Origin of the sequence: Bacteroides galacturonicus (assembly GCF_003096855.1) — a bacterium.
GTDB lineage: Bacteria > Bacillota > Clostridia > Lachnospirales > Lachnospiraceae > Lachnospira > Lachnospira rogosae.
Map to the genome: position 1 here is coordinate 84,633 of NZ_QEOA01000002.1, position 15,789 is coordinate 100,421.

Consider the following 15,789-nt stretch of genomic DNA (forward strand, 5'->3'; position numbering starts at 1 on the left):
TAAAAGCACTCTGAAAAATTAACGGCTGGTATGTATATACCAGCTGTTAATTTTATGAAGCATTAAGCATATTTTCTATATATATGCCATATCCGCTTCTTGAGTCATCAATAAGAACGTGTGTTACAGCACCTATTATCTTTCCGTCCTGAATAATAGGACAGCCAGACATACCTTGTACAATTCCATTAGTCATATCAAGAAGTTCTTCAGAGGTAACAACAAAACTGATATTTTTGGAATCGTTATTGTTAAGCTGTGTAATTTTAATTTCGTAGTCATCATATTTATTATTCCTGTAAAATCTTACATATGCTTTACCCTTGTGGACACTGTATCTGTAACCGACACTCATAAGTGAAAGAGAATGCTTCTTTACAATAGAGTTGTCGATTGTTCCATATATTCCGTAAGAGCTGTTCTTGTCAATTGTTCCTATCGGGGTACTGTTCTTGTAGTCTATAATTCCCTGCAATTCTCCAGGAGTGCCATTCTGTCCTTTTATTATTGATAGAATTCTTGTGTTATATAATCTGCCATATTTAATATTAAGGGCTTTGCCGGTGGTATTATCAGTTATCGGGTGACCAAGTGCAGCGTAGTTATAATCTGTATCAATATAAGTTATTGTTCCTATACCCTGTGCATCATCTTTTACCCACAGACCTAGCTTATATTCACTGTTTTTATCCTCAACAGGGGTTACAGTTACATTTATTATTTCATCATTACGCAGTAATTCTATATTAAGCTTCTCGCCAGCACATTCATTTACCTTGCAAGATAACTGCTTCTTGGAATTGATTTCTTCATCATTGATTCTTAAAATGTAATCGCCTTTGGTAATAATATTTTCGCAGGGGGTTATTGTACCACTTGATTTGCTCTCGATGGAATCGGTCTTTACTACAAGTATTCCGCTGCTTTTCAGATATAAGCCAGCCTGAAAGCCACAGGGATAGACGTATTTTTCATCAACTACATTGACATTTACTGTCTTTAAAAATAAGAAGCCGAACAGATGAAGGTCGATGTGGTAACTTCCAGGACTGCCGGTTATAAAAGTAACCTCTCGGCTGAAATCAGCATTTGCAAGACTGTTATTAGTACCATTCTGCGTGTTGTGAACGCTTCCGGTAACGGGGAGTGACAGGTTGATACTTGTATCGCTTTGCTCAGTTATATATATCTGTTCAGGAAAATGCTTATTAACATAGTTTACATAAGATGTAATAAGAATAAATAAAAGTGTTATTATTCCTGACCAGTAAATATACTTATTTAATAATTTATTAGAAAATGTATTTTTATTAATAAGCATAGTTTTCCTCCTTTAAAATTTATTTGAAATTTATCTGATGATATTATTATCTGCAATAATGAAGCTAAATAAAAAGGTTTATAATGCCAATATATTTATATGATTTAATTTTATTTGTCGAATTATGTCGATAGTTGCGATGTGTTTTCGTTGTAAAATTACATTTTTAAATATATAATAATAAATATATTCATTATGCGGTGCTGAAAGATAGGTTCTTTTGGCGGATAGCATATTTATATATTATTATATGACGAGGGGAAGAATTGCTTATGAATCCATTGAAAATTGTAATTGCGGATGATAACAAGAGAATGGTAGAAGTAATCAAAGAGGTTATTAATGGAGAGCCGCAGTTAGATGTTGTAGGTACAGCAACGAATGGCGAGGATACAGTTGATGTCATTAAAAAGACACAGCCTGATATTGTACTTCTTGATATTATTATGCCGCAGATTGACGGACTAACTGTTATGCAGAGGATAAGGGAGGATAATGATTGTGTTAATCCTGCATTTATTGTTATTAGTGCAGTTGGAAGGGAAGCAGTGACAGAGGATGCTTTCAATATGGGAGCTACATATTATGTTATGAAACCATTTGATAATAATATGCTGATTGACCGCATTAAATATATTGGAGGAATTATTAATATAAAGCCTGTCAATATAAAAAAATCGGTTAACGACAGTATTCCTCATAACAAACATATCCTTGAGAATGAGATTACAGGAATGATACACGAGATTGGTGTTCCAGCACATATAAAGGGTTATCAGTATCTGAGAGAGTCTATAACACTTGCGGTTAATGATCCGGATATAATAAATAGTATTACCAAAGTCCTTTATCCAACTATAGCCAAAAAGTTTGACACAACACCAAGCCGTGTTGAAAGAGCTATAAGACACGCTATTGAAGTTGCATGGAACAGAGGTAATCCGGATATTCTTAACGATTTGTTCGGATATACAATCAGTAATGGCAAAGGCAAGCCGACTAATTCAGAATTCATAGCACTTATATCAGATAATATAAGGCTTCATCAGACAGCAGTTTGATGGTTTTTTAGGAATTATACTGACAGTTTATCAGCTTTTTTGCGGTTTTTTCTTGCTATATTGAACTTTGTATATTATAATATTAACGTATTTGTAAAAATGTTTTAACAAAATTGTAATATTTAGGAGTTTTATATATGCGTAAAAGAGTATTCAAAACGTTTGCTGCAGCAGCATTGGCAACAACTATTGCGGGAACAACAATTATAGGTTCAACAGCATTTGCTGACGAAATCAGTACACTTACACAGCAGAAGCAGGATAAACAGAATGAACTTGATCAGCTGCAGCAGCAGGCTGCCTATCTTCTTACAGAGATGAGTTCTTTAGAACAGGATATGGCAGATCTCTCAGATGAGATTGACCAGACTAACGCTGATCTTGAAGCTGCACAACAGTTACAGCAGAAACAGTTTGATGATACTAAATTAAGAATTAAATATATGTATGAAGACCAGTCAACATCAATTTCAGATGTATTCCTTACAGCATCTGATATGAGTGATGTTATTAATAAGGCAAGTTATATGCAGCAGGTATATGACTATGATCGTAACAAGCTTGAAGAGATGGCTGCAACAGCAGCATCTATCGCTGAATATAAAAGTGATTTAGAGACTAAGCAGGCAGCTCTTAATGACAAGCAGAAGGAGCTTACTAACAAGCAGGCTACACTTTATACAGCAATTGATGCTGCACAGAGTGATATCAGCAACTTTGACGAATTATTAGCAGAAGCTAATGAAAAAGCTGCTAAGGCATTAGAACAGAAAAGACAGGCAGAAGCAGCAAGAGCAGCTGCAACAAGCGGTCAGACAACAACTAAGACAAAAGTTACATCAATACCTACATCAGCTAATAATGATTCATCAGTTGCATCTAACATTGTTTCAATAGCTTACAGATATGTTGGTGTTCCTTATAGAAGTGGTGGAGCTTCACCAAGTGGATTTGACTGTTCAGGTCTTGTATCATATGTACTTGCACAGGCAGGTATATCTGGTGTTGCCCGTTCATCAAGTTCACAGGCATATGGAGGCGTTGCTGTATCAGGTGGCATAAGTGCCGCACAGCCAGGTGATGTAATATGTTACCCGGGACACGTTGGTATCTACATCGGCGGAGGACAGATGATACATGCTTCTGTACCTGGTGATTATGTAAAGGTTTCTTCAGTTAATATCGGAATGCAGATAATTGGTGTAAGAAGATACTGGTAATTGATATATTTTGAAAAATATGTTTTAATATAGTTATTACATTGATTATATTTATACATTTAGTTACATAGATGTATAGAAAGGGGATTATATGAAGAATGTTTTATTTATTGCATCAGAAGCAGTACCTTTCATTAAAACAGGAGGTTTAGCTGACGTTGTTGGTTCGCTTCCTAAGTATTTTAATAAGGATGAATTTGATGTTCGTGTTATGATTCCAAAGTATACATGTATTCCTTGGGAGTACAGAGAGAAGATGGTATACAAGACTCATTTCTATATTGATTTAGCTTGGCGTACACAGTACGTTGGCGTATTTGAAATGGAGTATGATGGAGTTACATTCTATTTTATTGATAATGAATTCTATTTTGGAGGACCAAAGCCTTATAGCTGGATACACGAAGATATTGAGAAATTTGCATTCTTTAGCAAAGCTGCTTTGTCAGCAATACCTGTTATTGGTTTTAAGCCAGACATAATACATTGCAATGACTGGCAGACAGGACTTATTCCGGTATATTTACACGAGCGTTTTGCACTTGGGGATTTCTACAATGGTGTAAAGTCAATAATGACTATACATAACCTTAAGTTCCAGGGTATATGGGATCTTAAGAAGGTAAAGGATATTACCGGATTAGATGACAGCTATTTTACATCAGATAAGCTTGAAGCATATAAAGATGCTAATTATCTTAAGGGTGGCATAGTATACGCTGACAGGGTAACTACTGTTAGCGAGACATATGCAGAGGAGATTAAGACACCTTTCTATGGTGAGAATCTTGATGGTCTTATGAATGCAAGAGCTAATGTTCTTAGTGGTATTGTTAATGGCATAGATTACGAAGTATATAATCCTATGACAGATAAATCTCTTGCGGCTAACTATAATCAGATTACTTTCCGTAAAGAAAAGTGGAAGAATAAAGTTGCTCTCCAGAAAGAACTGGGACTTGCACAGGATAAGAGCAAGTTTATGATAGGTATAGTATCAAGACTTACAGACCAGAAGGGTCTCGATTTAATTGCTTATGTTATGGACGAGTTATGTGCAGAAGATGTACAGCTTGTAGTTCTTGGAACTGGTGAAGAGAAATATGAGAATATGTTCAGACATTTTGACTGGAAATATAATGACAGAGTATCTGCTAATATTTACTATTCAGAGGAGATGTCACACAAGATATATGCAGCTTGTGATGCATTCCTTATGCCTTCATTGTTTGAGCCTTGTGGACTCAGCCAGCTTATGTCTTTAAGATATGGTACAGTGCCTATAGTTAGAGAGACAGGTGGTCTTAAGGATACAGTTGAGCCATATAATGAATATGAGAGTACAGGAACAGGCTTCTCATTTGCTAATTACAATGCCCACGAAATGCTTGGGATTATTAATTATGCTAAGAGCGTATACTATAACCACAAGAGAGAGTGGAACAAGATAGTTGACAGAGGAATGAAAGCAGATTTCTCTTGGAAGAGTTCAGCTAAGAAGTATGAGGAATTATATAATTCTTTATTCTAGAATGTAATGAGCGCAAGAATTATAAAATATAGTGCTGTGTGTTATGTAATTGAATATTGTTATTTACCTGCCAGACTGATGTATGTTGGTCTGGCATTTTTTTAACAGTAAAAGAAACTTTCTACTTGCCTTTTTAATTATGTTATGGTATTATTTTATTGTTATGCGGAAGTGGCGGAATGGCAGACGCAGCAGACTCAAAATCTGCCGGTGGTGACATCGTGTGGGTTCAAGTCCCATCTTCCGCATTAATAGATTAAGGAAGTCTTTGTATAAAGGCTTCCTTTTTGTGATTTTTGGTGTAAGATATGGCTAGAATCGTTCTGTATCAATTTCCAGACAGCGTTTTAGCCTTTTATACATTCCCTGCTTGGTCATTCCAAGCTTGGCGGCTGCCTGCTCTGCACCCAGTGTATTAATCATTTCCCTGACTTCTTTAACGGAAAGATTATAGTAATTGCTTGTGCGGCCTGCATTTCTTGTTTTCCATTTTTTGAGCTTTTCTTCATCGTAGGATAATACAAGCTGGTTTCTATCGAACTTATTTTTTATCTCTGCTTTGCCGCCAAAGAGACTTAACAGGTTGTTTAATGTCTTTACCTGTTCCTCATCTTCGGCAGTTTTATTTATATCAAATATCAATACATTTAAGTCGTACATAATAACCTCCATAAGTAAACTAATTAATTATTTGTCTAAAGTATAACATATAGACTATGTAATAGAAATGGCTTATATACAATTTGGCATTTACTTATAGATTGCTTGTTATGTGTTTATATATAGTTGTCTGTGTATTTATATTATTTGTTATGCTTATATATTGTTTGTTGTATTTTTATATATTAATGCTGTGTGAAAAGCGAAAAGTGGTTTGTTGTTTTTAAATAAAAACTTAATAATGCTTTTATTTTTTTTATAAATGGACTATAATTCTTTAGCAATAAACATTGAGGTTATGTTTATCTAATAAATAATCATTATTATGAACAGGAGGAATTTATTATGTTGCCATTATGGCTTTGTATCCCTTTCGCAGGATTACTTTTATGTATTGCAATTATGCCACTTGTGAAAGCTGAATGGTGGGAAAGTCATCAGATACACGTAGTTATATTCTGGTCACTTTTATTTATCATTCCATATGCGGTAACAAAAGGTGCATCAACAGCAGCGGAAACGGTGCTTGAATGTATAATTAACGATTATCTTAGTTTTATTATTTTATTATTTGGTTTATTCTGTGTTACAGGTAATATATCTGTTGATGGTGATTTGGTTGGTTCACCAAGAGTAAATACAATTACATTATTAATAGGAACATTTCTTTCCAGCCTAATAGGAACAACTGGTGCAAGTATGTTATTGGTTCGTCCGCTTATTAAGATGAACTCCTGGAGACATAGAAGAAGTCATATTATGATATTCTTTATATTCCTTATCTCTAATATGGGTGGCTGTCTTACACCAATTGGTGATCCACCACTTCTTATGGGATTTATGAGAGGGGTTCCGTTTACATGGAGTTTACATCTGCTTCCAGTATTATGCTTTAATCTTGTAATTCTGCTTCCAATATTCTATATGATTGACAGACATAATTACAGACTTGATATTGCTGAGGGTAGTGTGCCTGATATAAGTAAGGAATCAACAGAATTAAAGCTTCAGGGTGCTCACAATATTATATTTATAGTAACAATCGTAATTGCCGTTGTACTCAGTGGTACACTTACTAATGTCCCAGCATTTATCGGAGCTAACGGAGAGCTTAAGGGATTACATATTGGAGAAGTAACATTCTCATTTGTTACAATGATAGAGATTGCAATAATTCTTTTATCAGCGTTATTGTCATTTAAGACAACACCATCTGAGATTAGAACCAAGAACCATTTCAACTGGGGTGCAATTCAGGAAGTAGCTGTACTTTTTATAGGTATATTTATTACAATGCAGCCAGCTCTGATGATTCTTAAGGCTGTTGGTCCAACACTTGGAATTAACAAGGCATGGCAGATGTTCTGGACAACAGGTGCACTTTCAAGTTTCCTTGATAATACACCAACATACCTTGTATTCTTTACCACTGCTGGTACATTAGGATTTACAAATGGTATTACAACAAGTGCAGGTATTATAACTGTGAAGCTTCTTACTGCTATATCTTGTGGTGCGGTATTTATGGGAGCTGGTACATATATCGGTAATGCACCTAATTTTATGGTTAAATCCATTGCAGACGAGAATGGTGTCAGAATGCCTGGTTTCTTCGGATATATGCTTTGGTCTATAGGTATTTTAGTTCCTGTGTTTATACTTGACACATTAATATTCTTTTTATAGGAGGAAGGCAATATGAGCGATAATAATATTAATAATATTGATAATAGTATCAATAATGAGAATAAGTCATCAAATTATGATGCTAAGACAATTGCCTACAATCTTGCTAAGAAGATATATGAACTTGATAGCAATGTATATGAGAGTGTAGGTTCAGAACTTGGACGAGTATTTATAGGTGATGCGGACAAATGTCTTGATAAGCTTAGTGCACTTATATATACTAACCCACACGGATATCTGTTAAGAAGTGAAGTTGCTCTTGTAGGAAATATGGCAAGAACAATTAAGGATAAGGAAGCTAAGTCTAAGTTTATGCGTCAGTATAATGACATATTAAACGAGATAGCAGAACTTCCTCACGGATTTGGTTCAGTTGATATACTTGATACATCAATCAGTGAGTTAAATGTATCTAACTTCCATAGAAATAACAACGATAACAGAATGATAATATGTATAAGCCGTACAGAGGGAAGTGCTGGTACTGATATCGGATTTGCACTTGCTGATAAATTAAGACTTAACTATTATGATGCTGAGATTTTCAAGGATCTTGTTATCCGTAAAGATGCAGAAAAAGATGCAAGATGGAAGAGCAAGAAGATTGACTTAAGCCACGAAATGATTAATCCAGAAAAGGCAAGACGTTTCAGCCGTAACCATGGACTTCCAGCTAATGATGCGGCATTCTTTAATGAATCAGAAATTCTTAGGGAACTTGCTGAGAAAGAGGACTTTATTGTTATCGGACGTTGTGCTGACGTTATTCTTAAGAATAACAATATACCTCACGTCAGTGTATTTATTACTGCACCTGTACAGCAGAGAGCAAGACGTATTATGGAACTTGAGAAAATTCCATATTCTAAGGCATTAAAGAGGTTGGTTAAATTGGATAAAAAGCGAGAACGTTACTATAAATTCTACACCAATAATATATGGGGGCAGGCATACAACTATGATTTATGTATTAACAGTGCAAGCTATGGTATAGATGAAGCTGTCAACCTCATATTAAGAGTTATTAACAGGGATAAATAAATATCCGTTAAATGTAACAACCTGAAATTAGTAATGTATTTTTTAATAATGCACAGACTTTTAATGGAAAGTCTGTGCATTTTCTGCTATAATGTGCGTAAGCAATGAGCCGTGCCAGTCTGAAGCCTGAGGAAGAACTGTGCTTGCACAAAGTTCTTCTTTGGGCTTTAGACTGATAGGGCGAATGCCCGACAGTTCTGGAAAGCAAAGCTTTCCAGAACCTGCACGGCGTACTAAAATACCCCAATGGTTTTAGCCTGAATTAAGAACTAAATTCGGATACCACCAGAAGAGCACATCTTGTGCGATTTCGTCCGTCCGACAAACTATTGGCTCAGTGAGGCATATTATGGATAATTGCAAGCAAATTCAGAAAATGATTAAAGATTACGACAAAGGCAATCTTTCATTAAAGCAGGAAGAACAATTCATACAGCATATCCTTAACTGTGAGGACTGCAAAGAAGAACTGGAGATATATTATATTGTGTCATACGGACTTGATGAAGACAATATATCAAAAAATACCCCTCCAGCTATCAAAGCCTGCATAGACAGCTATGATTTTAAGACATTAGTTGACTTGAAATTATCTCTAAGCATAGATAAATGCAATGCAATAAGAGAATGGAATCATAATATAACAATATTGAATATTATGATAGAAGTAATTATGCTTCTGACTTTTATTATTTGTATAATAATCAGATATTATTAAAAGCTGGAATGTTGTAATACGGCATTTTGTATCCTGCTATTTACAGGATTTCCAGCTGGAATGGAGATTTAGAATGAGTAAATTGCTGCTTATAGATGGGCACAGTATATTAAACAGGGCATTCTACGGAGTGCCTGATTTAACTAACAGCGAAGGAATACATACTAATGCAATGTATGGATTCCTTAATATTATGTTTAAATTTATAGATGAGGAAAAGCCTGATTATGTTACAGTTGCATTTGATCTTAGTGCACCAACTTTCAGACATAAAGTATATGATGGTTATAAAGGCACAAGAAAGCCGATGCTTCCTGAGTTAAGACAGCAGGTTCCGCTTATGAAGGAACTACTTACAGCTATGAATATAACTATAGTAGAAAAAGAAGGCTTTGAGGCAGATGATATTCTAGGAACAATAGCCAAGAACTCGCAGAAGCAGGGAATTGACGTGTCTATTGTATCTGGTGACAGGGATTTGTTGCAGCTTGCAGATACTAATATCAAAATCCGTATACCAAAGACTAAAAAGGGAGTTACAGAGGTTGAAGATTATTATCCAGAAGATGTAAAAGAACTTTATGGCGTAACACCTGCGGAATTCATAGAGATGAAGGCACTTATGGGTGACAGCTCTGATAATATACCTGGTGCACCGGGAATAGGCCCTAAGACAGCCTCAGCTTTAATAATAAAGTATCATAATATAGATAATATTATAGATAATATATCAGAATTAAAGCCGCCAAAGGCTAAGAAATCAATAGAAGAAAATATTGAGCAGATTAAATTAAGCCGTTATTTATCAGAGATTAAGATAGATGTTGATGTCGATTATGACATTAATAATGCGGATATTAATGATATGTTTAATCAGGAGTCATATAAGCTTTTTAAGCGTTACGATTTCAAGAATATGCTTAAAAGATGTGACAATGGTACACAGTCAGAGCCTGAATGTTGTAAACATTTTTATAAGGTGGAGGATTTTGCCAAAGCCGAGGAAGTGTTTGAAACAGCAGCTTCACATATTAAAGAAAATAAAAAAATCGGACTTGGAATAATTGCAGAAGACGAGCTTCTTGGAGTTTCGATATCATATTCTGATGAGGATATATATTATATTCCAGCTGGAGGCTTTATTACATCTGATTATTTAAAAGATAAGCTTATGATATTAATAAAGTGTTCAGATAACAGGAATATTGTAATAGATAATCTTAAAGACTATCTTTACATTTTTGATAACTATACAGATGAGAATAACGATGACAGCCTTGAAGTATCAGAACAGGCATTTATGGATATAGCAATTGCTGCATATCTTATTCATCCTAACAATGAAAGATATGATTATGAAGCACTGGCAAGAGAATACCTTTCAATGCTTATTATGTCACAGACAGAGCTTCTTGGAAAGAGAAGCATAAAGGAAAGCTTTGATATTGATGATGCGAACTTGTTTAAACTTGCCTGCTTTAAGGCATATGTAAATTATAGATGTGCACAGCCTGTTATAGATGTCCTTATATCAGAGGATATGTATTCATTATACAATGATATAGAAATGCCTCTTGTATTCGTGCTTTACGATATGCAAAGATTCGGTATAAGGGTTGACAAGAATGAGCTTGATGATTACTCAAAGGTACTTACAGAGAAGATAAATGTCCTTGAGAAAGAGATATATGAGCTTGCAGGCGAAGAATTTAATATTAATTCGCCTAAACAGCTTGGTGTTATTCTGTTTGAGAAAATGGGTATGCCTAACGGAAAGAAGACAAAAAGTGGTTACTCTACAGCCGCAGATATTTTAGATAAGCTTGCACCAGATTATCCAATTGTTAAGAAGATACTTGAATATAGACAGTTAGCAAAGCTTAATTCAACATATGCTGTCGGACTTACAGCATATATTAAAGAAGATGGACGGATTCACGGAACATTTAACCAGACAATTACTGCTACGGGAAGAATAAGCAGTACAGATCCTAATCTTCAGAATATACCAATACGAATGGAGATGGGAAAGAAGATACGAAAGGTATTCATTCCAAAAGACGGCTATGTGTTTATTGATGCTGATTATTCACAGATTGAGTTAAGAATACTTGCCCATATGTCAGGTGATGAGAAGCTAATAGCTGCATATAATTCATCAGAAGATATTCACAGGGCAACAGCGGCAGAAGTATTTAATACTCCTATAGATGAGGTTACACCATTACAGAGAAGCAATGCCAAGGCAGTTAATTTTGGAATAATATACGGAATGAGTTCGTTTGGTCTTAGTCAGGATTTAAGTATTACACCAAAAGAAGCTAAGGCTTATATTGACAAATATTTTGCGACATATCCATCAATTAAAGAATTTATTGACGGACTTGTAAGCTCTGCCAAAGAAAAAGGATATTCTCTTACAATGTTTAACAGAAGAAGAGAGATACCTGAACTTTCATCTGGTAACTTTATGCAGCGTTCATTTGGGGAACGAGTTGCTATGAATGCACCAATACAGGGAACAGCGGCTGATATTATTAAGCTTGCTATGATTAGGGTCAGCAGGGCTTTAAAGGAAAAAGGTCTTAAATCACACCTTATATTACAGGTTCACGATGAACTTTTAGTTGAAACAGCTATAGATGAAATTGATGAAGTACGACAGATATTAACAGAGGGTATGAAAGAGGCAGTAAGTCTTAAAGTGCCACTTGAAATAGATATAAAGCAGGGTAAAAACTGGCTTGAGGCACATTAATGCTATAGGTATAGAAAAGTATATTATAACTATAAATGAGGACTACTTATGAAGACAATTGGAATAACAGGTGGAGTTGGTGCTGGTAAATCAGCAGTTCTTGAATATTTAGCTGATAATTACAACTGTGATATTATTATGACGGATGATGTAGCCAAAGGATTGTATACAAAAGGTTCTAAGACATATGAAATGATGATAGCATTGATTGGCGAAGACATTGTCGATGAAACAGGAGAGATTGATAAAAAGAAGCTGGCAGATATAATATTTTCTAATGCCAATAAACGTATGGCAGTAAATAGTATAGTCCACCCGGCAGTAAAGCAGGAGGTTATCACACGCATAACGAATAATAAAATAGCTGGAAGATTAGATTATACATTTGTTGAGTCAGCACTGCTGCTTACAGAACATTATGATGTATTCTGCGATGAGGTATGGTATATAGACACATCAGAGGATATAAGAAGACGGCGCTTAAAAGAAAGCCGTGGCTATAGTGATGAGAAGATTGATAATATATTAAAGAGCCAGCAGGCATTAGAGAATATTAAAGATAAATGCAGCTATTGTATTGATAATAATAAGGATTTAGAATATACTTTCAGACAGATACAAAACATTTTATTGAGCTAAAGTGGCTCTTGTGTTAAAATGTGGGCAGAAATGAGGATATGATATGGATAAAGAAAGGAATTCCAACAATAGTTATGTGTTTGGTCTTGATATAGGAACAAGGAGCGTTGTTGGCGTTGTAGGTTATCTTGAATATGGCAGATTTAAAATAGCAGCAATGGCACAGCAGCTCCATACAACGCGTGCTATGCTTGATGGGCAGATACACGATATATATAAAGTAGGCGACACAATACGTCAGGTTAAGCTTGCACTTGAAAGGCAGCTTAATATGGAACTTAAAGATGTATGTATAGCTGCTGCGGGCAGGGTTTTAAGAACAGTTAATGCGACTGCCGAGTATGAATTTGAAGAAGAGACAAGAGTTACAGCGGAGGATATATATTCGCTTAATCTTCTTGCGGTAGAGAATGCACATCATTCAATCAATGATGCCACACAGAAAGACAGATTTTACTGTGTAGGCAATACACCTATAAGATATCAGCTTAATGGTTATGATATAGGTAACCTTGAGGGGCATAAGGCTAGAAAAATATTTGTTGAGCTTATTGCTACATTTCTTCCGGAAGAAGTTGTAGACGGACTATACGAGGCAGTAGAGTATGCTGGACTTAATGTTGCTTCACTTACATTAGAGCCAATAGCTTCAATGAATATTGCGATTCCAGAACAGTACAGACTTCTTAACATATGTCTTGTCGATGTCGGAGCGGGTACATCGGATATATGTATTACTAAAGATGGAAGCATTGTGGCTTATGGTATGATTCCATTAGCAGGTGATGAGATAACAGAAAAAATTGCAAAGAATTATCTTGTTGACTTCAACACAGCGGAGACTATTAAGATATCCGCAAGCAATCCGGACAATAAAGAGGTTGTGTTCAATGATATTATGGGACTTGAACAGAGGGTTGCTTCAAGCGAGATACAGGCAATAGCAGAAGAATCAATTGATAATATGGCAAAGTCGACATCAGATAAGATTATCGAGCTTAATGGCGGTAAGCCGGTAAATGCTGTATTCGTTGTAGGTGGTGGCGGTAAAATGCCAAGTTACACCAAGGTACTTGCTAAGAATCTTGGCATAGCACCTGAAAGAGTTGCAATAAGAGGAAAGGAAGTCCTTACAACAGTGGATTTTAATGTTGAAGGCTTTGAGAAAGATTCTTTATATGTAACACCAGTAGGTATATGTACGAATTATTATACACAGAAGAATAAGTTTATATTTGTTAATGTCAATAATGAGCGTATTAAGTTATATGATAATAATAAGCTCACAGTATTTGATGCGATTATGCAGATAGGTTATCCTAATGAGAAGCTTTTCCCAAGACGGGGTGCTCAGATTGAATTTATGGTTAATGGCAAAGTAAGGCTTGTAAGAGGTCTTGCCGGGGAAGGTGCAGTCATTACACTTAATAATAAGCCTGCCAGCCTTAATACAGCAATTGAGCAGAATGATGTCATATTTGTTGAGGAGTCAACGATTGGTGAGCCGGCTTCAATTACTTTAGGACAGATAGAAGAATTTGGTTCAGATATAACATTTGTTGTCAATGGAAAGAATATCGTCTGCCCAAGATTTGCATACGTTAATGGTGAATTAAAGTCAGAATTCTATGATATCAGAAATGAAGACTCAATAAGAATAGAGAACTTCTATACAGTAGAACAGTTATTTACATTCCTTGACCTGGACTATAAAGATTATGATGTATTAGTTAATAATATGCCAGCCAATAAACATACTAAGGTTTATGAGAATTTTATGGTTTCATTCAGCAATGTGCCTAAGCAGACTAGCTATGCTGATTTAGAAGATGATGTAGAAAATGAAGATGCTGACAGAGGTTATTATTCAGATAACAATACTGAGCAGAATAATGAAGCTGGAAATGGACCGGCAGTCCAGAATGATAGTGATGATAATAATTCGTCTGATATGTCTGATGCGACTAAAGGTAATAATAATGCCGGTGATACACAAGAATCAGCCGATGAAGCTTCATTTAATACAGCATCTGATATTCAAAGGCCAATCAGGGATGTGTCAATAATCGTTAATGGGACACCTGTTGTATTAAAGGGAAAGAGTGATTATGTGCTTGTTGATTTATTCCAGTTTTATGACTTTGACCTTTCCAAACCCAAGGGAAATATTGTAATATTACATAATGGTATCAGAAGTGAATATACAGCACCGCTAAATGATGGTGATGATATAAAGATATTCTGGGAATAACAAGCTTTAAGTAATGTGAAGAATTTATAATTCATAATAATAGAAATGAGGATTGACTTATGAGAATGATGCCGATTGCAAGCGGCAGTAGTGGCAACTGTATATATATTGGTTCAGATGATACACATATATTAATAGATGCTGGAATAAGCCGTAAGAAGATAGAAGAAGGGCTTAACAGCATAGATGTATCATTAAAGGATATAGATGCAGTATTTGTTACACACGAACATATTGACCATATAAAAGGACTTGGCGTAATGTCAAGAAAAGATGGAATACCAATATATTCAACAGACGGAACAATTAATGGAATTAAGGCAGCTACGAGCCTTGGAAATATAGACTCAGATTATTACCATATAATTGAAGCTGATACAGATATTCATCTTAAAGATATGACAATACATAGTTTCAGGGTATCGCACGATGCCAATGAACCAGTTGCCTACAGTGTATATTGTGATAATAACAAGGCATCGGTCATAACAGATCTTGGATATTATGATGACTATATTATTGATAATCTTGAGAATTCAGATATGATGCTTGTTGAAGCCAACCACGATATTAATATGCTTCAGATAGGAAGTTATCCTTATTATCTTAAACAGCGCATACTTGGCAATAAAGGACATTTGTCGAATGATTCATCAGCAAGGCTTATCAATTCCCTTCTTAATGATAACATTAAAGGGATATACCTTGGACATTTAAGCAAAGAGAATAATTATGATAAGCTTGCATATGAAACAGTTAAGTTAGAGATAGACTTAAGTGATAATGAATACAAGTCTAAAGATTTTCATATAGAGGTAGCAAAGAGAAGTGAGCCATCAACACTTCTTGAAATATAGCACTACAGTGGTATAAATATGCGAGAGCATATTTACATAAATA

At 35.2% G+C, this 15,789-nt stretch carries 12 protein-coding genes and 1 tRNA gene; 11 read left to right on the forward strand and 2 right to left on the reverse strand.

Going from position 1 to position 15,789, the window contains the following annotated elements; all coding sequences use genetic code 11:
• Positions 1 to 52: 52 nt before the first annotated feature.
• On the reverse strand, positions 53 to 1,321 hold the full coding sequence (spoIVB, locus tag C7390_RS00415) for a SpoIVB peptidase (protein WP_055174844.1): 1,269 nt from the start codon (positions 1,319 to 1,321) through the stop codon (positions 53 to 55).
• A gap of 272 nt (positions 1,322 to 1,593) precedes the next feature.
• On the opposite strand from spoIVB, the gene spo0A reads away from it, so the two are divergent.
• The 4 genes from spo0A to C7390_RS00435 all read left to right on the forward strand — a co-directional run bounded on the left by spo0A (position 1,594) and on the right by C7390_RS00435 (position 5,381).
• Complete coding sequence (gene spo0A / locus C7390_RS00420; RefSeq protein WP_055174841.1) at positions 1,594 to 2,382, forward strand: sporulation transcription factor Spo0A; 789 nt, start codon at positions 1,594 to 1,596, stop codon at positions 2,380 to 2,382.
• Positions 2,383 to 2,519: 137 nt separating this feature from the next.
• Entirely contained in the window at positions 2,520 to 3,602 is a 1,083-nt protein-coding gene (locus tag C7390_RS00425) for a C40 family peptidase (RefSeq protein WP_055174840.1), read from the forward strand.
• Between the two features lie 91 nt (positions 3,603 to 3,693).
• Positions 3,694 to 5,133 (forward strand): glycogen synthase GlgA, encoded by a 1,440-nt coding sequence (gene glgA / locus C7390_RS00430; RefSeq protein WP_022503188.1) that lies wholly within the window; start codon positions 3,694 to 3,696, stop codon positions 5,131 to 5,133.
• A gap of 165 nt (positions 5,134 to 5,298) precedes the next feature.
• A tRNA-Leu gene (locus C7390_RS00435) sits at positions 5,299 to 5,381 on the forward strand.
• A 64-nt stretch (positions 5,382 to 5,445) separates the two neighbouring features.
• On the opposite strand, the gene C7390_RS00440 is transcribed toward C7390_RS00435, so the two are convergent.
• On the reverse strand, positions 5,446 to 5,793 hold the full coding sequence (locus C7390_RS00440; RefSeq protein WP_090141423.1) for a hypothetical protein: 348 nt from the start codon (positions 5,791 to 5,793) through the stop codon (positions 5,446 to 5,448).
• A gap of 345 nt (positions 5,794 to 6,138) precedes the next feature.
• On the opposite strand from C7390_RS00440, the gene C7390_RS00445 reads away from it, so the two are divergent.
• The 7 genes from C7390_RS00445 (at position 6,139) to C7390_RS00475 (ending at position 15,746) form a co-directional block, all read left to right on the forward strand.
• Positions 6,139 to 7,479 (forward strand): sodium:proton antiporter, encoded by a 1,341-nt coding sequence (locus C7390_RS00445; RefSeq protein ID WP_116443391.1) that lies wholly within the window; start codon positions 6,139 to 6,141, stop codon positions 7,477 to 7,479.
• Between the two features lie 12 nt (positions 7,480 to 7,491).
• Entirely contained in the window at positions 7,492 to 8,523 is a 1,032-nt protein-coding gene (locus C7390_RS00450) for a cytidylate kinase-like family protein (RefSeq protein ID WP_082421574.1), read from the forward strand.
• Between the two features lie 349 nt (positions 8,524 to 8,872).
• Positions 8,873 to 9,241, forward strand: coding sequence for a zf-HC2 domain-containing protein (locus tag C7390_RS00455; protein WP_022503192.1), 369 nt, complete (start codon positions 8,873 to 8,875; stop codon positions 9,239 to 9,241).
• A 73-nt stretch (positions 9,242 to 9,314) separates the two neighbouring features.
• Entirely contained in the window at positions 9,315 to 11,999 is a 2,685-nt protein-coding gene (gene polA / locus C7390_RS00460) for a DNA polymerase I (RefSeq protein WP_116443392.1), read from the forward strand.
• A 48-nt stretch (positions 12,000 to 12,047) separates the two neighbouring features.
• Entirely contained in the window at positions 12,048 to 12,638 is a 591-nt protein-coding gene (gene coaE / locus C7390_RS00465; RefSeq protein WP_022503194.1) for a dephospho-CoA kinase, read from the forward strand.
• Positions 12,639 to 12,681: 43 nt separating this feature from the next.
• A complete protein-coding gene (locus C7390_RS00470; protein WP_116443393.1) occupies positions 12,682 to 14,889 on the forward strand; it encodes a cell division FtsA domain-containing protein in 2,208 nt (735 codons plus the stop codon).
• A gap of 59 nt (positions 14,890 to 14,948) precedes the next feature.
• Entirely contained in the window at positions 14,949 to 15,746 is a 798-nt protein-coding gene (locus C7390_RS00475; protein WP_022503195.1) for an MBL fold metallo-hydrolase, read from the forward strand.
• The last annotated feature ends 43 nt before the right edge of the window (positions 15,747 to 15,789 follow it).